At 38.2% G+C, this 18,616-nt stretch carries 13 protein-coding genes; all 13 read right to left on the bottom strand.

The genetic code is table 11. From position 1 onward, the window contains the following. Positions 1-191: 191 nt before the first annotated feature. Positions 192-2,471, bottom strand: a complete 2,280-nt coding sequence (gene gshAB, locus IGJ32_RS00580) for a bifunctional glutamate--cysteine ligase GshA/glutathione synthetase GshB (RefSeq protein ID WP_207426854.1) — start codon at positions 2,469-2,471, stop codon at positions 192-194. A 261-nt stretch (positions 2,472-2,732) separates the two neighbouring features. Next, positions 2,733-3,734, bottom strand: coding sequence for a signal recognition particle-docking protein FtsY (gene ftsY / locus IGJ32_RS00575; RefSeq protein ID WP_010720411.1), 1,002 nt, complete (start codon positions 3,732-3,734; stop codon positions 2,733-2,735). Positions 3,735-3,744: 10 nt separating this feature from the next. After that, positions 3,745-4,554: a Cof-type HAD-IIB family hydrolase gene (locus IGJ32_RS00570; protein ID WP_063626406.1), complete on the bottom strand. Its 810-nt coding sequence runs from the start codon at positions 4,552-4,554 to the stop codon at positions 3,745-3,747. Positions 4,555-4,562: 8 nt separating this feature from the next. After that, positions 4,563-8,141 (bottom strand): chromosome segregation protein SMC, encoded by a 3,579-nt coding sequence (gene smc, locus IGJ32_RS00565; protein WP_342081899.1) that lies wholly within the window; start codon positions 8,139-8,141, stop codon positions 4,563-4,565. Positions 8,142-8,162: 21 nt separating this feature from the next. Further along, positions 8,163-8,849 carry a ribonuclease III gene (gene rnc, locus IGJ32_RS00560; RefSeq protein ID WP_010720414.1) on the bottom strand — a complete coding sequence of 229 codons (687 nt, stop codon included), beginning with the start codon at positions 8,847-8,849 and terminating at the stop codon, positions 8,163-8,165. A gap of 291 nt (positions 8,850-9,140) precedes the next feature. Then, positions 9,141-10,919, bottom strand: a complete 1,779-nt coding sequence (locus tag IGJ32_RS00555; RefSeq protein WP_010720415.1) for an oligopeptide ABC transporter substrate-binding protein — start codon at positions 10,917-10,919, stop codon at positions 9,141-9,143. A 27-nt stretch (positions 10,920-10,946) separates the two neighbouring features. Then, on the bottom strand, positions 10,947-11,861 hold the full coding sequence (locus tag IGJ32_RS00550) for an ABC transporter permease (protein ID WP_010720416.1): 915 nt from the start codon (positions 11,859-11,861) through the stop codon (positions 10,947-10,949). Positions 11,862-11,888: 27 nt separating this feature from the next. Beyond that, on the bottom strand, positions 11,889-12,851 hold the full coding sequence (gene opp4B, locus IGJ32_RS00545; RefSeq protein ID WP_010720417.1) for an oligopeptide ABC transporter permease: 963 nt from the start codon (positions 12,849-12,851) through the stop codon (positions 11,889-11,891). Then, positions 12,851-13,795 (bottom strand): ABC transporter ATP-binding protein, encoded by a 945-nt coding sequence (locus tag IGJ32_RS00540; protein ID WP_010720418.1) that lies wholly within the window; start codon positions 13,793-13,795, stop codon positions 12,851-12,853. Before IGJ32_RS00540 ends, opp4B begins: the two co-directional genes overlap by 1 nt. Then, positions 13,796-14,800, bottom strand: coding sequence for an ABC transporter ATP-binding protein (locus IGJ32_RS00535; protein WP_010736807.1), 1,005 nt, complete (start codon positions 14,798-14,800; stop codon positions 13,796-13,798). A 270-nt stretch (positions 14,801-15,070) separates the two neighbouring features. Further along, on the bottom strand, positions 15,071-15,313 hold the full coding sequence (gene acpP / locus IGJ32_RS00530; RefSeq protein ID WP_010720420.1) for an acyl carrier protein: 243 nt from the start codon (positions 15,311-15,313) through the stop codon (positions 15,071-15,073). 121 nt (positions 15,314-15,434) lie between these two features. After that, positions 15,435-16,436 (bottom strand): phosphate acyltransferase PlsX, encoded by a 1,002-nt coding sequence (gene plsX, locus IGJ32_RS00525; RefSeq protein ID WP_010720421.1) that lies wholly within the window; start codon positions 16,434-16,436, stop codon positions 15,435-15,437. Between the two features lie 47 nt (positions 16,437-16,483). Continuing rightward, entirely contained in the window at positions 16,484-18,520 is a 2,037-nt protein-coding gene (recG, locus tag IGJ32_RS00520) for an ATP-dependent DNA helicase RecG (RefSeq protein ID WP_342081898.1), read from the bottom strand. Positions 18,521-18,616 lie beyond the last annotated feature (96 nt).

Here is an 18,616-nt window from a genome sequence, read left to right as displayed (position 1 = left end):
ATTCTTAAAAAAATTAAAAAATAAATCACTAAGAAAAACAGATGACACTAACTTTTTACATATGACTTTTAAAAATAAATCGTGTACTTAGCAACCCGATGCATAAAAAAACCCATAAAATCCGAAAATAACACCCTTATTTTCTGGATTCTATGGGATATTTTTAACTAGTGAGTTTTGCCATAATGTGATTAATTTTGAGTCAGGATATTAAGTTCAGGATACAATAAATGCAACACGTCTAAAGTCAATCTTCTCCCTTTACCTGCAAATGGGTACACGTGCATATGCATTGCTGGATTAAAGTTAGCTTCGATAATCCCATAAGCAGTAGCGCTGTTTTCCGGTGCTACCTCTTTGTCCGGAATAATCAAATCGATTCCACTAATTTTTGCGCCTAAAGCTTCAACTGCAGAAACAGCTATCTGCTTATAACTTTCAGAAAATTCGTCTGTGACATCAATCGAATCGCCACCTGTACTAATATTAGAATTTTCTCGTAGATAAACAACCTGATCTTTCTGGGGAACAGAAGAAATGGTAAGCCCTTGTTCTTTTAACATCAGTTGCTCTAATTCTCCTAATTGAATTAGCTCTAAAGGTGCTCGATGATTTGTGCCTCTTAAAGGATCAAGATTCTTTTCAGCGACCAATTCAGCAACTGTACGTTGTCCATCTCCGACGACATTCGCAGGTTTACGAAGCATGATTGCTTTGACTTTGCCATCAATCACAAAGAAGCGATATTCCGTGCCTGGCATAAATTCTTCTACTAAAATCGAACGATCTTCGCTAAAGGCAATCGCAAGTCCTGCTTGATAGTCCTCTAAATCAGCACCATCTTTAAAAATCGTGATGCCTAGTCCATAGTTCGTTGATTTAGGTTTAATGACAAATGCTTTGTTTGCGAATCTTGGATAGGCTTTGACTGCTTCCTCCATTGTCGTAAACTCGGCTCCGTTTGGCACACGATAGCCGGCTTCTCTCAAGACTTTTTTAGTGACCGTTTTATTTTCCATGATCAAGGGAACGATATAGCTATCTTTACTTGTCATATTTGCATTTTTCACGTACTCAATATGATCGTGATGCTGTAACCGCAAAAATTGATCAGATTCGTCAATCACTTTCACTTCAATACCTTTTTGGATCGCATCAAATAACAAGATTTGCGTAGACAACTCCATCTCTCTAAATCCTGCGAGTTGATACGGACGTTCATGCGCTTTTTGATAGTAAGAAAGACCCAAAGAGGTAGCAAACTGATGTTGACTACTTTCTTTTGCTGCTTGATAGATTGTTCCTGCTAGTGTTTCACTTGGACGTTCCAGTTCTTCTAACATTTTTTCAATCAATGGTAGTGCCTCTAGTTGCTCAAGTTCGAGCGCCATCTTCTTCATATCAGTTAAAAGATCACGACCTTCCTCGATAAACTCGGTTTGATTTAGCGGATGTTCAAGAGAGACGATTTCATTTTTTCTAGTTCCTTCTTCCACCCATTGATCAGCTGCTTCTTTTTCTTCCGTCCATAACATATAAGTTAAAAATAACTGTAAGAAACGAACTTGTTCTTGATCAATTCCTAAACGTGCATTGGGATTTAAATCGATATTTCTTAATTCTATATAACGCACACCCGTTTTAGCTAAATCTGCTACCCGTTTACCACCACGAAAACGAAGTGGCGTATAAAATTCTTTTTCTTCTGATAGTTTTCCTTCTTCAACCATCTTTTCAATGTCGAACAAATATTGCTCCATTGAAGCATACGAAACTTTGACATTTGGATGATTCGTATAACCATACGAACTATTCCGAATACTTCGAACTGGCTCATTAGGAGCTGGTTTATCAATGAAATAGTTTGCTTCACTTAATGGTGATGCCCCATAAAAGTAGGTAATCAACCACCGATAGCGCAGAAAATTGCGCGCAGTTTTCAAATATAGCTCTGTTTTAAAAGCAGCAAACTCCGAAAACTCTGTTTGTTGCACAAACAACGATCGAAGCAAATCATCTCCAAATTCAAAATTAAAATGGATACCACTAACCATTTGCTTTCTTTTCCCATATTCTTTAGCTAAATAGCGGCGATATAACACATCTTCAAAATTTGCTAATTTTGCAATCATGATGTCTTCATCTTTTGCTGGCAATGCTGGTGGCATACTTAAAGGCCAGATCATTTCATTTTCAGGAATTGAGCGAGCAGCAACATCATAAATGGCTGACATATATTGGAAAAGCTCATGGATCGAATCGGTGACTGGTGTAATTAATTCAATTTGTGTTTCACTAAAGTCTGTCTGTATATATGGATGAAACGTACGATCGCCAAAAACACTTGGATGATCAGTACGTGTTAGATCTCCTGTAAGGTTCACTCGCTGTCCTTCTCGTTCCACACCAAAACGTGCTTGATCGATAAATGGACGTGAACTAGGATGTTTTAGTAATTGTTTAAAATTCATGTTGATTATCCTCCAGTTCGTATGCCTCTAATTATAGTAAAAAATAGCCAGAAAAAGAATGAAATTGTTTCAAAATATAAAAAAAGCCTGTCCAATTTTATGTACGCTTACTTCGTCGGTTGGATTGGTTCACTCCCATACCTTACTAATCCCATCATTATATGTAGAATTACCGTTACCTTTCTATAAGAAAAAGCATCTAGCTAAAAAGATTCAATTTTTTAGCTAAATGCTCTTCTTGCTGATAAAAAGAATAACTGTTTACTCTTCTTTCAACAATCCTTTAAATAAACCAATAACAAAATCATTAGGTTCAAATGGTTCAAGATCATCGATTCCTTCGCCAAGCCCTACCAATTTCACTGGTAAGTGAAGTTCATTACGGATGGCTAACACGATCCCACCTTTGGCTGTACCATCTAGTTTGGTTAAAACGAGCCCAGTGACATCAGTTGTTTCTTTAAATTGTTTTGCTTGTACCATTGCATTTTGACCAGTAGTCGCATCTAGTACAAGTAATGTTTCGTGAGGTGCATCTGGTAATTCTCGTTGAATGACACGTTTGATTTTTTCCAACTCATTCATCAAGTTGACTTTGTTTTGTAAACGTCCAGCTGTATCTACTAACAACACATCTGCCTGTTCACTTTTCGCACGTTCCATCGCATCATACACAACTGCTGCTGGGTCGCCACCAGCATTTCCCCGAACCACTTCGACACCAGCACGTTCGCCCCAAACCACTAATTGGTCAATCGCACCTGCTCGGAAAGTATCGGCTGCTGCCAGCAGCACTTTTTTTCCTTCATTTTTGTATTGGTGGGCTAGTTTTCCGATACTGGTTGTTTTTCCAACACCGTTTACCCCGACAAACAAAATAACTGTTAATCCTTCTTCTTGTAGATTTAATTCATTAACTTCATTGATTCCTTCTTGTTCATATAAATCCACTAATTTTTCAATGATTGCATTTTGGATCTCAGCTGGTTTCTTTGCGTTTCTCAGTTTTACTTCTTGACGCAACGCTTCAGAAATCTGAATAGCCGTATCAAACCCAACATCCGCACCAATCAGTGTTTCTTCTAATTCTTCAAAAAAGTCTTCGTCTACTGTCCGAAAATTAGCAAACAATTCATTCATTCGTTCGCCAAATGTTTTTCTGGTTTTTTCTAACCCTTTATCATATTTCTCTTGTACTTCGACTTCTTCTGGTTCTTGTTGTTCACCAGTAAAAGCACGCTTGATTTTATCAAAAAAGCCCATACGATCCCCCCTAATCTAAAACAAATTTTTCGATAACTTTGGCTACACCATGTTCTAAGTTACTTGATGTAACATAATTCGCTGCTTCTTTAACAAATGGGACGGCATTTGCCATGGCAACACCCATTCCAGCGTATTCAATCATCGGCAAATCGTTTTCTTCATCCCCAATTGCCATGATCTCAGCTGGTTCTAAACCTAAATCTTTTGCTAGTAAAGAAATACCATAAGCTTTTGTCACACCTTTTGGCATAAATTCTAAAAGCATACTGCGGGTCTTGATGATTTCATAACGTTCATGAAATTCGGCTGGTATTTCTTTGATCTTAGGATCTAATTCCGCTTGCGGATAGGCAATAACTGCTTTATTCAACACAAACTCGTCTGTCAGATCTGCTAAATTTGCCGGTTGAAACTGCAATAATTTATTTAATGTGTTGTATAAAGATTTCTTCCCTGGTGCAGTCGGTAATTGTAAAACCACATGATCTGATAATACATCTAAGGGCAATGCCAATTTTTGCGCAAGATCATATAAACGATGGATATCAGCAACTTCCATCACTTTTTTCTCAATGATTTCTCCTGTATCATTTTTTTGAACAAGACCACCATTGAAGGTGATGCTATAATCCCCTTCGTCCACTAATCCTAACTCTTGCAAATAATGAGCCATTGCTGCTAAGGGACGACCAGTACATAAAACGATCTTAACACCTTTTTCTTTTGCTTTCGCTAAAGCTTGCTTATTCTCATCTGAAATTTGTTTTTCTTCATTCAATAATGTACCGTCTAAGTCGATCGCAATTAATTTAATCATTTATTTCCTTACACCTTCGTTTCCATTTTTCCTTCTTCATTGATATCTTCCATACGGACAGACACAATTTTTGAAACACCTGATTCTTGCATGGTTACTCCATATAAAACATCGGCAGCTACCATGGTACCTTTTCGGTGTGTGACCACGATGAATTGAGTGTCATCTTGGAAATCACTTAAATAACGTCCGAATCTTTTCACATTTGCTTCATCTAACGCAGCTTCTACTTCGTCTAAAATACAAAATGGAACAGGACAAACTCGGATGATTGAAAACAGCAAGGCGATAGCAGTTAATGCTCTTTCCCCGCCAGAAAGCAAGCTCAGACTTTGTAATTTCTTGCCCGGTGGTTGCACTTCGATTTCGATCCCTGTTTTTAATAGATCCGATGGGTCAGTCAATACCAATTCTGCGCGACCGCCACCAAACATATTAGGAAAGACTACTTTAAACTCTTGCCTGATTGCTTCAAAGACTTCTTTAAAGCGAGCCCGTACTTCAGCATCCATTTCTTCCATTGTTTCAAACAATTGGTTCTTTGCAGATAACAAATCATCACGTTGTGTGGCTAAAAACGTATGTCGTTCATTCACTTGCTCAAATTGCTCAATCGAACGGATATTCACTGGTCCAAGGTCTGCGATCTGCTCTTTTAAGACTGCTACTTTCGTGCGACTACTTACAATATCGGAAGTTGGCTGGTAATCAGTGACAGCTTTTTCAAAGCTGATTTGGTATTCCGTTTGCAAATAGCTCAGCTGATGATCCAACAACATTTCTGCACGGTCTTTTTGCACTTCCAGTTTCGATTGTTCTGTTAGCTGTTGCTTTTGTTGTTGGTTTTTTTCAGCAAGTACTGTTTCAAGCTGATCGATTTCTTTTTGCGTACGTTCTCGTTGTTCCTTCACTGCCACTAGTTCTGCTTGCAGTTCTTCACGCTGTTGCGCAAGTTCCGTGATTTGGCTCGCTAAACTTTCTTCAGTGATTTCATGATCAGAAAAATCTGCAGTCAATGTTGCTAATTGTTGCTCTAAACTTGTCTGACGTTCAAGTGCTTCATTTTTTTGAACACGTGCTCCACGTAATTGGATCTGTAAATGATTGAATTGCTCTTTCAAGACAGCTAAATCTGCTTGTTCCTGTGCTTTTCGTGCTTGGACTTGTGATCGTTTTTCTTCCATTTGATCACTTTCTTGGTTCAGTGATTTGATCTCTTCATCGATTTGTTGTCGTTGTTGTTCGATTTCCTTTTGTCTTGCCGTTAACTCTGCTTGTTGTTTTTGATATGTTTCGATGAATTGTTGCAATTCTCTCGTTTCAAAGTTTGAGAGTTGCTTTTCTTTTTCAAAGCGTGCTAAGTCATTCGTGATATTTTGCAGTTGATTCGTTATTTCCTGCTCTTCAAACCGCAATTGTTCATTTTGCGTACGCAACTTTTCTTGTTTTTGGCTCAAGTCAGCGACTTTGGTTTGTAGTTCTTGAACAATTTTTTCTTGATTTTGCAACTGCTGATCTGCTTGTTCATATTCTGCTGTCAGCTGTTTCAATTCTTGATTTTGAGAGAAGAGACTGCCTTGATTTCCCCGTTTATTTGCTCCACCCGTCATGGAACCACCAGCATTCATCACGTCTCCTTCCAGAGACACTACTCGGTATTGGTATCGTATGGTTTGAGCAATAGCATTGGCACTAGTTAGATCCTTCGCTAATAAGATCGTTCCCAATAAATTGTGGACCACGGTTTGAATTTCTGCAGGGAATGTCACTTGTTCACTTGCGATACCTAAAAACCCATCTACCGCTGCTGCTTGCGAAAGAACGTGCGCAGGTAACTGTCTAGGTTTAATCGTTGTTAACGGTAAAAAGGTCGCTCTACCCCCTCTTTGCTTTTTCAAATAAGTGATTGCTTGACGTGCATCGTGTTCGTTTTCAACAATGACGTGTTGCGCTGCTCCACCTAGAGCTGTTTCGATTGCAAGGGTAAAAGAGCTAGGTACATCAATCAACTCAGCGACTGCACCTACGATACCAGATAATTGTTGTTTATGTTGTAAAACTAACCGAACGCCCTGGTAGAAACCAAAATAGTTTTCTTGGATTTCTTGTAAACTTTTTTGGCGTGCCTTTAATTGTTGGACTTGGTTCATCAATTGGTACATTTTAGGTTGTTCATTGGTTAATTTAGTTTGTACTGTTTTCCCTTTTGTTTGAACTTCTTCCAACTCATGTTGGTTCTTAACTAAAGCTTGTTGAAGATTTGCTTGTTTTTCAGATAGTTCCTGTTTTTGAGAGGATAACGCCAAGACAGAGGCTTCTACTTCTGATTGCTTCGCTAATGTTTGTTTACCTTTGGACGTTTCTTGTAAATATTGACGTTCAAGATATTTCAATTCATTTCCGACATTCGCTTGTTCTTGCATCAAATCAACATATTGATCTCGTAATTCAGATAATAATTCCTTCGTTGATTTTTGATATTTTTCCAATTCTTGTTGTGTCTTCATCAACTGTTGTTGTGCTTCTTGGATTTCTGTTTCTTTTTCAGTTGTTTCTTTTGTCAATTTTTCCTGAAGTTCCTCAAAATGCGCTACTTTCTTTTGCGCCTCGGCCAAAGAAGCCTGATATTCTTGCGTACTCTTTTGTGTATGCTTTGTCCGCTCTATTAAGACATCTTTTTGCCCTTCTGCTTGTTTTAATCTTTCAGACAATGCCAACAGACTTTGTTGACCTTTTTCAATTTGACGGTCTTTTTTGGCGTTTTGCTTTCTTTTTTCTGATAGCACGGCTTCTTGCGATTGGATATGTGTCGCTAATTTTGTCAGCTCTTGATTGAATTGTGTCAGCTGAGTTTGTTTTTCTTCCCACTCTTTTTTCGCAACGTTGATCTCTGTAATCATCAACGCTATATCCGTTTGGGTTAATTCTTCTTTTAACTGCAAAAATTTCTTAGCGATTTCACTTTGCTCAGCTAGAGGTGTTAATTGCTCTTGCAACTCGTAAATAATGTCTTGCACTCGACTAAGATTATCTTCTGTTTCAAATAACTTTTGTTCCGCTTTTTTCTTGCGTTGTTTATATTTTAATACACCTGCTGCTTCTTCAAATATTCCCCGACGGTCTTCTGGCTTACTACTAAAAATTGCTTCTACTTTCCCTTGTGAAATGATCGAAAACGATTCTTTTCCTAAACCTGAATCTAAGAACAGTTCTTGGATGTCTTTCAATCGACAAGGTTGTTTATTGATAAAAAAATCACTTTCGCCTGTTCGTCGATAGCGACGAGTCACGCTGATTTCTTGATAATCCAATGGTAAATAATGATCGGTATTATCCAAAAGTACTGTAACTTCTGCCACATTCAAAGGCTTACGAGAGTCTGAACCAGCGAAAATAATATCGGGCATTTTCCCACCTCGAAGGCTCTTAGCAGATTGCTCGCCTAAAACCCAGCGGATTGCTTCAGTGATATTACTTTTGCCACTCCCATTTGGTCCAACGACGGCTGTCACACTATTTTCAAAATCAATCACTGTTTTATCTGCAAAGGATTTAAATCCAGCTATTTCAATTCGTTTTAAATACACGAAGCGTTCCCTCACTTACTTTTACAGTGCTGCCAGTGCATTTTCTGCAGCAGCTTGTTCTGCTAGTTTTTTCGATTTTCCTTGCCCAGTCCCAATCAACTTGTCATCTACATAGACTTCGATCCAAAAAATCCGTTCATGTGCCGGACCTTCCTCTTTTATTAATCGGTATTCAATAAATACATCACCTGATTTTTGCAACACTTCTTGCAACTTCGTTTTATGATCCATCTCATGTGAAAAAGCACCTGCTTTGACTTTTGGAAAGACAACTGTTTGAAGAAAGGCATGGGCTGCTTCAAACCCTTGATCAAGGTACAAAGCACCTAGAAAGGCTTCAAATAAGTCACAAAGAAGAGCTGGTCTGGTTCTTCCCCCAGAATTTTCTTCTCCTTTACCTAACATGATATATTTATCAAATCCACATTCTTTGGCAAACTTGGATAAACTATCTTCACGAACGATCGCCGCACGTGTCTTTGTTAGTTTACCTTCTGGGATATCTGGATATAAACGATATAAATATTCTGAAACCATTAATTCTAATACGGCATCTCCTAAAAATTCTAATCGTTCGTTATCTGATAGTTGAAGGTTGCGATGCTCATTCACATAGGATGAATGGGTAAAAGCTTGTTCAAGTAGATTGAGATCGTGAAAAACGATAGTATACTTTTCTTTTAATTCATTTGTCAGCTGATTGTCCATTTTTCACATTCCTTTATGGATATTTTTTCAATACTTCCTTATTATACTGGTTTTTGTCTAAATTTGAAATGGTTCCGACAAAAGGTAAGTAAAGGTTTAATAAACCTCAAGGATCCAATGATTTTTTCGATTAAAGAATTTATTAGCTGATCATTTGATTGATTTGATAAATAGTATTCAAAAGTTGCCAGCTATACGAAAAGACCTCCCAAACCGTTTCCGTGTTTGGGAGGTCTTTCTCATTGCCAGATTCATTCATTACTTTCGCTAAACGGCATGTATGTCCTTATTTTAAGAACGTGATTCTGCTGTTACCGTTACTTTCGCCCATGGATTTGGTGCATCATATGACCAATCCCAATCTTTAGTACGATCGCTCACTGGTAGTACTTCATTACGGAACAATGTTGGAATTGCGAAAGCTTCTTCAAATGCATATGCTTGCCATTTTTTATATGCTTCTTTTTGGTAATCTGCATCAAATGCTTCACTTGAATTGATATCATTGATCAATTTCGTATTTTCTTCTGATTCAAAACGAGTGTAGTTGAATGCTGCATTTGGTCCCCATAGTCCGTTTGGATTTGGATCAGTTCCTGTACTCCAAGCTGCTTGATATACATCAATTTCAGGATCGTCATTTTCTAATTTATCGTAGAATGAGTTAAATTCGATTAAACGTCCAGTCGTGTATTTCACATCTAAGCCGATTTTTTTCCATTGTTGCACATAGTAATCAGATAATGGTTGCGCTGTTTCGCCACCTGACATTGAAGCAAAGTTGATCGTTAATTTATTTCCGTCTTTATCTTCACGTAACCCATCACCATCTACATCTTTATAGCCAGCATCATCCAATAATTTGTTTGCTTTATCGATATCTTGCGTAAATCCTTTTAGATCGTCATCGTGGAATGATTCAAATACAGGAGGAATCAATGAAGTAGCATTGCTTCTTAACCCTGCATAGAAACGTTCCCCTACTGCATCGTTATCTAATGCATAACCCATTGCTTGTCGCAATGATTTATCTGCCATTTTAGAATTTGGATCGTATTCAACACTGCTCTTTTCAGCATTCCATTTACCTAATTTGAAGCCTAAGTAAGTGTATGATGTTTGTTCACGTCCTAAGTTTGTGTAACCTGAGACATCTTTATATGTGTCATACGTATCTGTAGGCATTTGGAAAATCATGTCATAAAGTTTTGAGTTCAAAGCTTCTGTTGCACTAGCAATCGGCAATGATTTCATCGTGATTTTTTTCAATTGTGGTTTGCCATTCCAGTAATATTCATTTGGTAGATACTCTACTGATTCTCCTGCAACGATATTACTCATGTAATATGGACCAAAAGTCACTGGATTTTTACGTACTTGATCACTTGATTCCATGTCTTTGATTGCTACACCTTCAAGTGTGTGTTTTGGAGCTGCATATGCCCAAATCCCACCACCTGATTGAAGCATACTTGGTTCCACTTTTTTATATTCGATTTCAACTGTCTTATTGTCCACTTTTTTGATACCTGAGATTGTCGGAGCGCTACCGCTATGGTATTCTTCCATCCCAACGATGTTTCGGAAGTTATCATCATAACGGATACCTGTATAATCCTTGTTACCGATAATTTCATAAGGGAAAATCACGTCATCTGCGGTTACATCTTTACCATCTGACCATTTTACATTGTCTTTTACTTTGATCGTTGCTTTTTTCGTCTCTTGGTCTAAATCTAAACTCGCTGCACCATCATTTGTGATCTTGAAGTCCGCATCATTTGTAAATAGTGCTTCATGAGAAGGTGCCATAAATGCTGCATCGTAAGAATCTTGATAAAATTCCCATTGGAACAATCCTTTGAATTGACTATCGGTTGCTACTGCAGCCTCCAATTCGCCATCTTTTATTGCATCTTTATCATTTTTCGTTGAGATTGGAAATGTTAATTCCTTCTTCTCACCGTTATTTGCTGAACTCCCAGAAGAGTTAGAACCTCCGCCGCTTCCACAAGCAGCTAATGCCATTACTGAAAAAAGTGTAACAACGCCTAAAATTGATTTCTTCATTCCTTATTTCCCCCTTTGCTTTCTTCTTTATCCTAATCGTTGGCGTGCATCGGCAGAACGCTTAAACGCTTGTCCAACATAGTTTATACTCAACATCAATACTAAAATTAGAATTGACGCAGGTAACCAGATCCATTGTCGATTCACTAAAACCTCACCGTTGCTGGCATAACCGATTAGTGTTCCTAAACTAGGAACATTTGCTGGTAAGCCAAACCCTAAGAAAGTCAAAGTGGTCTCGATCCCAATATTTGCTGCAAAGTTCATCGTTAAGTTGGTAATGATCAATGAACTTAAGTTAGGCATGATTTCACGGAACATGATTTTAAAATCACTTGTTCCCATTGTTTTTGAAGCACTCACATAATCACGCCTTGCTTCTGATAAAGTTTTACTTCTGAATAATCGAGCTTTAGCAACCCAATAAAATGCACTCATAATGAAGATGAACGACCAAACATTATATCTAGAGATAATCGATACAAATACGATAATAATCAACATAATCGGTAAAATCATAATGAAGTCAACGATACGCATCAAAATGTTATCGATGATCCCCCCATAAAACCCAGAAATGATCCCTAGTCCAACCCCGATAATCGAAGTGATGACTGTGATTGCAAAACCAATGGTGACGGAGTTTCTTGCACCGATAATCAGTTGTCCTAAAACATCCCGACCACCTTCATCTGCTCCTAAAATAAATTTTGTCCCCTCGGTAGAGATAGCACCTGGAGCTGCATATTTATCAAAGATGCTGACATACATTACTTTATCTTGGTCTGTAAATAACGCACCGATAAAGATAACTAACAATAAAATAACGAGTAAGCCTAATGAAAAAATGGCGATTTTATCTTTTTTAAATTCACGGGCAATCATTCGTAACCCCATTGGCGGGATACTTTCTTGCACAACGTCTTTCTTTTTATCACTCATTTGTCTTTTCTCCTTTCTGATTGAATTTTATTGGATACGGATACGTGGATCAACAATGCTCATGATGATATCTGAAAGCAAGGTTCCGATCAACGTCGCAATTCCTAAAATCAATACTAAGGAGGTAATAACTGTATAGTCACGTTGTCCGATCGAATCAATAAACAATTTACCGACTCCTGGGTAGCCAAAAATCTTTTCAATAACTACTGAACCAGCAATCAAGGAAGTAATTTCATAACCCATTTGTGAAGCCATCGGCAATGCCGCGTTTCGGAAAATATGACGACTAAATACTTTATTGGTTGGTACCCCTTTTGAACGGGCAGTTCGCACAAAGTCTAAAGATTTTGAATCAATGACTTCGCTACGTAAATACTGGATCGTTACAGCTGTAGCTAAAAAGGCTTGAGTGATCGATGGTAAAATGATGTATTTCATGCGATCAATCAACTGGGTGAAAAAGCCCCCTTGGATTCCTAACGTCTGGGAGCCGCTGGTTGGGAACCAACCTAGACGATAACCAAATACAAATAACATAATCAATCCAAAGATAAATAACGGAACAGCAAAACTAAAGAAATTGTAGATTACAACAGCTTTATCCAAAAATGAGTTTTGGTATCTGCCCGCCAACATACCTAGTGGTACAGCAATCAAATAAGTAATGATAACTGTTAAGATCGACAAGTAAAGAGTATTGACGATACGCTCACCAATCAAATCAGAAACTGAACGTTTGTATAAGAAACTTTGACCGAAGTCTCCTTGTAACGCATTCCCGATCCATCGGAAATACTGGACATACCAAGGATCATTCAAACCAGCTGCCTGTCTCATTTGCTCGATGACTGCTGGATCTTGGTTGGGGTTGATCAACCCGGTAAAAGGATCTCCAGGCATCGCTTTTGCCAACATAAAGATCAAAATACTAAGAATAATAACTTGTGGGATCATTAATAATACACGTCGTAATATCGTTTTCCACATTAGCTGGCACCTCCATCTTTCAACGCTACTTTATGCGTCGGTGTGATCGTACGGAGATCGTACACTCGACCAGTTGCATCGTAGTACTCCTTTTGATTTTGGATGTACTCACGTTCCACTCTTCGTCGATTCTCTTTGTGTAACTCCCGATTTTCGACATCAATCCGAGGGATAGCAGACAGTAAACGTTTCGTATAGATATGACGTGGATCATTATAAATATCTTCTCGTGTACCAATTTCAACGAATCGACCTTTATACATAATTGCGATATTATCACACATATGTTTCACGACTCCCAAGTCATGAGAAATAAATAAATAACTTAAACCAAATTCTTGTTGGATTCGTTTCATGAAATTTAATACTTGCGCCTGAACGGATAAATCCAATGCAGAAACTGGTTCATCTGCTACGATGAGTTTTGGGTTTGTCGCAACTGCACGTGCAACCCCTAAACGTTGACGCTGTCCACCTGAAAACTCATGTGGATATTTATACAGCGCATCTTCCGGCATCCCTACGATATCCAGTAGATTTTTCACTTTTTTCTTTTCCTCTTGATCACTCAAACGTTCAAAGTTACGGATCGGTTCTGCAATAATATCCAATACTCGCTTTTTAGGATTCAAGCTGGACATTGAGTCTTGGAAGATCATTTGAACATCTTTGTTATAGCCAATTTTTTGTCGGTTACTTTTTTTAGTGACATCTTTACCTTCATAAATGATTTGTCCTGAAGTCACTTTTTCTAATCCAACGACTGCTTTCCCTGTCGTTGATTTACCAGAACCAGATTCTCCGACTAAGCCATACGTTTTTCCTTTTTCAATAATGAAGTCGACACCATCTACTGCATATACATGATCCGTTACTCGATTAAAGAATCCACTACGAATAGGATAGTGTACTTTCAAATCGCTGATTGTAATTAATTCTGTCATCTACACCTCTCCTTTTTCGTCTCTAAAGTGGAAATGTTTGTAGCAAGAGCAACGAACCAAATGATTCGGAGCAATTTCATGAAGGACAGGGTTTTCTTCGTGATCACTGGCTGGGATCCAAGGAATCCGAGGAGCAAAACGACAACCAGTTCGTGGCATATTTTTCAAAGAAGGAACAACGCCTTCAATCACATGGAGCTCAGCTTCATGGTTCCCCTCTTGAGGAATAGAGTTCAACAATGAACGGGTATAAGGGTGTTTAGGATTTTCAAAAAGTTCTTTGACCCCAGCTACTTCAACAAATTGACCGCCATACATTACCGCTACCCGATCAGCCATTTCTGCCACGACACCCAAGTCATGCGTGATCAGAATGATTCCTGTTTTGGTTTCTTCTTGTAAGTCTTTTAATAAATCAAGGATTTGCGCTTGAATCGTTACATCTAGCGCTGTCGTTGGCTCATCCGCAATAACAATCGGTGGCTTACACGCAATCGCAATGGCGATGATTACCCGCTGTCTCATCCCCCCAGATAATTCATGGGGATATTGTCGTCCGACTCTGGCAGGATTAGGAATCCCAACTTGCTCCAACAATTCCAAGGCACGAGCTTGCCGTTGTTCAGCGTTCATTTTGGTATGATAAGATAACCCTTCCTTAATTTGATCTTCAATACGCATCAAAGGGTTTAACGCAGATAACGGATCTTGGAAAATCATCCCAATATCATTCCCGCGGATTTTGTTATACAAAGTTTCATTCAATTCAATCAAGTTTAAATCATTATATAAAATTTCGCCTGTGATCTTTGTGTTGTTTGGATCAAGTAACCCCATAATAGTAGTCGCTAATGTACTTTTCCCGCAACCAGATTCTCCAACGATTGCTAAGATCTCGTTTTTATCTAATGTAAAAGAAACGTCATCTACTGCATCGTAATACTCATCTTTAAGACGGAAGCCTGTATGTAGGTTCTGAACATCTAATAGTTGATTATCTGACAATCGAATACCCCTCTCTGCTCCCTGGTTGGAAGTTTTCTTAATAAAAAATGATATCCCACAGAATAAAACGTTTTATAATAAGCGTTATTCTAAGGATAGTGCAATATATTATTAATAATTATATATAAAACCCCTCTACAATGCAAGAAAATTTCAGTCAGTTGCCAGAATTGTCAGAAAAATCTATTTAAAATAAAGATAAATCACTTGAAAAATTAAAAAAAAGTGAGTAAAGATCCGATTGATCTTTACTCACTTTTATGCTGATGATTAGTTAAGATGATTGCTGATGTAGTCAACTGCCCCACCAACTGTTTCAATTTGTTCTGCATCTTCGTCAGAAATTTCTGTTCCAAACTCATCTTCAAGTTCCAAAACAAATTCCATGATGCTAATTGAGTCAGCTTTTAGGTCATCTTTGATATTTAATTCATCAGTTACTTTATCTGTATCAATTTCAAAATGATTTGAAATAATTTTCGCTACTTTATTAAATACTTCTTCACGTGACAATGTTTTCACCTCCAACAATTATCAAAATTGCCGATTTCCTTCACCAAGGCTAATTTTACTGACATTTTCTAAGATTGTCCACCTTTTTTTCTATAGGGTCGTCGACGAGCAACCAGAAACATTATTCTGCAGGTTTTTCGAATTGTTCAACTAACTGCCCTACCACATTGGTTTCCAACATAGTGTGGATTTGTCTGATGGTATGTCTCACTGCATCTGGTCCAGTCGCACCGTGAGTTTTGATGACTGGTGCCTTTAATCCAAAAAGAACTGCTCCGCCATGTTTTGAATAATCCATTTCTGATTTTAATGAACGTAACCCATCTTTCAACAATAGTGCGCCCATTTTTCCTTTAAACCCTTCATTTAAAATGGCAGCTTTCAGAAGGTCCATCAGATTCATTGCTGTTCCCTCAATGGATTTCAATACTGCATTGCCTGTAAATCCATCGGTTACAACAACATCTGCTACCCCGTTCAATAGTTCCCTCGCTTCAACGTTTCCAATAAAATTCAAACTGGTTTCATTTTGAAGTAATTCGAAAGCTTTTTTAGTTAATTCGCTTCCTTTTGTTGCTTCCGTCCCATTATTCAATAAAGCAACTCGAGGTCTACCGATTCCTCGGACTTTTCTTGCATAAAATGAGCCTAAGATTCCATATTGTAATAAATGTTCCGGTTTATTTTCAGCATTTGCACCTAGATCAAGCATATCAAACCCTGCATTGGGTTGACCGACTACCGGTAAAGTAGACATCAGACCAGGGCGTTCGATGTTTTTGATACGACCAACAATAAAGAGTCCAGCTGCTAATAATGCGCCAGTGTTCCCCGCTGAAAAAATCGCGTCTGCTTCACCATTTTTGACAGCTTGTGCTGCCAAAACCATCGAAGCATTCTTCTTACGGCGAATGGCTTTAACTGGTTCATCATCACTATCGATTTTTTCATCTGTATGAATGATCGTCACATTGTGTTCTGTTGTTAGATATTTTCTTATTTCATTTTCCTTACCATAAAGGATAAATTCCACATCTGGGAAATCTTTTTGAGCTAAAGCCACACCTTCCACAATGGCTTGTGGTGCGTGATCTCCACCCATTGCATCTACGGCAATTTTCATTATTTCCACTCCTTTTTTATCATCACTATAAAGTATAGCACAGTCTATTAATCAAAATAACGATTATCTTGATTTTCCAAGTCTAAACTGCGGACCAAATGTTGGTATTCTGGCAATAGTTGCCAATCCTTTAACTGCCATAGCTTTTGTGCCTCATCACGAGCTACCTCTAATATATTACTATCTGTTACAAGATCAGCAATTGCAAATTGCGGTAAGCCTGATTGGCGAAAACCAAATACTTCTCCTGGTCCACGCAACTCTAAATCTTTTTCACTTAGAATAAAGCCATTGTTCGTTTCTGTCATTATTTTCATTCGCTCAATCCCTAATTCATTTTTAGGATTAGCTACCAATACACAATAAGAAGCATCACTACCACGTCCAACACGTCCACGTAATTGATGTAACTGTGCTAATCCAAAACGATCAGCATCCATGATCAACATGACTGTAGCATTCGGAACATTTACACCCACTTCGATGACCGTCGTTGAAACCAAGATTTGCATCTTGTTTTCTTTAAATGTTTCCATAATTGCTTCTTTTTCCTGGTTCTTCATTTTACCATGTAACAATCCGACTTCATACTGAGGCGCAAAAAGCGCACTTAATTTTTCATAAATTTCAACAGCGTTTTTAACGTCTAATGCTTCTGACTCTTCAATCAACGGGCAAATGACATACATTTGATGTCCTTTCGCCAGTTCCTTCCATGTCCAATCTAACACACTATTTAATTGTGGCGTACGAACCCATCTCGTCTCTATTGGAATCCGGCCAGCTGGAAGTTCGTCAATTACCGAAACATCCATTTCTCCGTATGCAGTAATCGCTAAAGTCCGAGGAATTGGTGTGGCTGTCATAAATAAAACATCTGGACGCCAGCCTTTTTCACGGAGTACTTTTCGCTGATTCACACCAAAACGATGTTGTTCATCCGTAATAACTAAACCTAAGTGTTGAAATTCGACTCCTTCTTGAATCAACGCATGGGTACCGACAACGATATCGATTTCTCCTTGTTCCAGCAATTCGAGTAGTTCTCTTCGTTCTTTGGCTTTCGTCGAACCCGTTAACAGAGCAAGTTTAACTTCTTGCGCATCAAATAATTGAAGAAGGCTTTCCATGTGTTGTTGTGCCAAAATTTCAGTTGGTACCATCAATGCGCCTTGAAACCCTGCAGTGACCGCCGCATATAAGGCAATTGCTGCAACAATCGTCTTTCCGCTACCTACATCACCTTGCAATAGGCGTTGCATATGTTGCGGACTTCTTAAGTCACGACAAATTTCATTCGTGACTCTTTTTTGGGCATCCGTCAATTCAAAAGGTAGTTTTTGAATAAATTGTTTCAAGCGCTGGATGTCATATAAAATTTCAATGCCATTTGTTTCTGCTTTTTCCGATTTTTTAAGCCCTTGAAGTCGCATTTGAAATAAAAAGAATTCTTCAAAGACAATTCTTCGTTTTGCTTGATGGTTTTCTTCATGATTTTTCGGAAAATGCATGCTCTTAACAGCAGTTGGCCGATCCAACAGTCGATATTTCTCAACTAATCCATTGGGAAGATTCTCTTCGATCAAATCACCATACTCTTCGAACCCTCTTCGAATCAAATCGACTAAAGTTGTTTGACGGATTGATTTATTGACATGATAGATTGGAGAAAAATCATCCACCGCTTGAGAACCCAAAATTTTCATACCATTTAATGACTTCCGTTTCGCATCCCATTTTCCATAGACAGCAATTTCTTCGGATAAGTTCACTTTATCTTTCAAATATGGTTGATTGAAAAAAGAAACATTGAAAACAGCATGATCCTGCATCATACGAAATTGGAGTCGATTCTTTTTGTATCCAAAGCGACTCATTACTGGTGGTGAAACAACCAGGCCTTTTAAAGTCACTTTTTCTTGATCAAGTATTTCATTTAAATTTCTTTCTTGAATGTCTTCATAGCGAAAAGGATAATAGGTCAATAGGTCTTCGATGGTTTGGATTCCCAGACTAGCAAGACTATCCGCCCTTTTTGCTCCCACACCGGCTAACATCGTCACTGGATCATTTAAAGACCTCATATTTCACCCTCCTTTACCGTATGTTTCACTATCAATCCATTCCTTAGAAATAGGGCTGCACCAACAACCTGGTACAGCCCCCGTTCTTTTACCGTT

Source organism: Enterococcus sp. DIV1639a (genome assembly GCF_050530445.1).
GTDB classification, from domain to species: domain Bacteria; phylum Bacillota; class Bacilli; order Lactobacillales; family Enterococcaceae; genus Enterococcus_B; species Enterococcus_B hirae.
Note: the sequence above shows the minus strand (reverse complement) of the source record. Positions and strands in the feature narration are given on the sequence as shown.

Bases quoted from the DNA above. Each gene is read 5' to 3' on its own strand.
- IGJ32_RS00540 (WP_010720418.1), bottom strand. From the start codon at position 13,795: ATGACAGAATTAATTACAATCAGCGATTTGAAAGTACACTATCCTATT.
- IGJ32_RS00550 (WP_010720416.1), bottom strand. From the start codon at position 11,861: ATGAGTGATAAAAAGAAAGACGTTGTGCAAGAAAGTATCCCGCCAATG.
- rnc (WP_010720414.1), bottom strand. From the start codon at position 8,849: ATGGACAATCAGCTGACAAATGAATTAAAAGAAAAGTATACTATCGTT.
- opp4B (WP_010720417.1), bottom strand. From the start codon at position 12,851: ATGTGGAAAACGATATTACGACGTGTATTATTAATGATCCCACAAGTT.
- IGJ32_RS00570 (WP_063626406.1), bottom strand. From the start codon at position 4,554: ATGATTAAATTAATTGCGATCGACTTAGACGGTACATTATTGAATGAA.
- ftsY (WP_010720411.1), bottom strand. From the start codon at position 3,734: ATGGGCTTTTTTGATAAAATCAAGCGTGCTTTTACTGGTGAACAACAA.
- recG (WP_342081898.1), bottom strand. From the start codon at position 18,520: ATGAGGTCTTTAAATGATCCAGTGACGATGTTAGCCGGTGTGGGAGCA.
- gshAB (WP_207426854.1), bottom strand. From the start codon at position 2,471: ATGAATTTTAAACAATTACTAAAACATCCTAGTTCACGTCCATTTATC.
- plsX (WP_010720421.1), bottom strand. From the start codon at position 16,436: ATGAAAATTGCCGTAGATGCAATGGGTGGAGATCACGCACCACAAGCC.
- IGJ32_RS00555 (WP_010720415.1), bottom strand. From the start codon at position 10,919: ATGAAGAAATCAATTTTAGGCGTTGTTACACTTTTTTCAGTAATGGCA.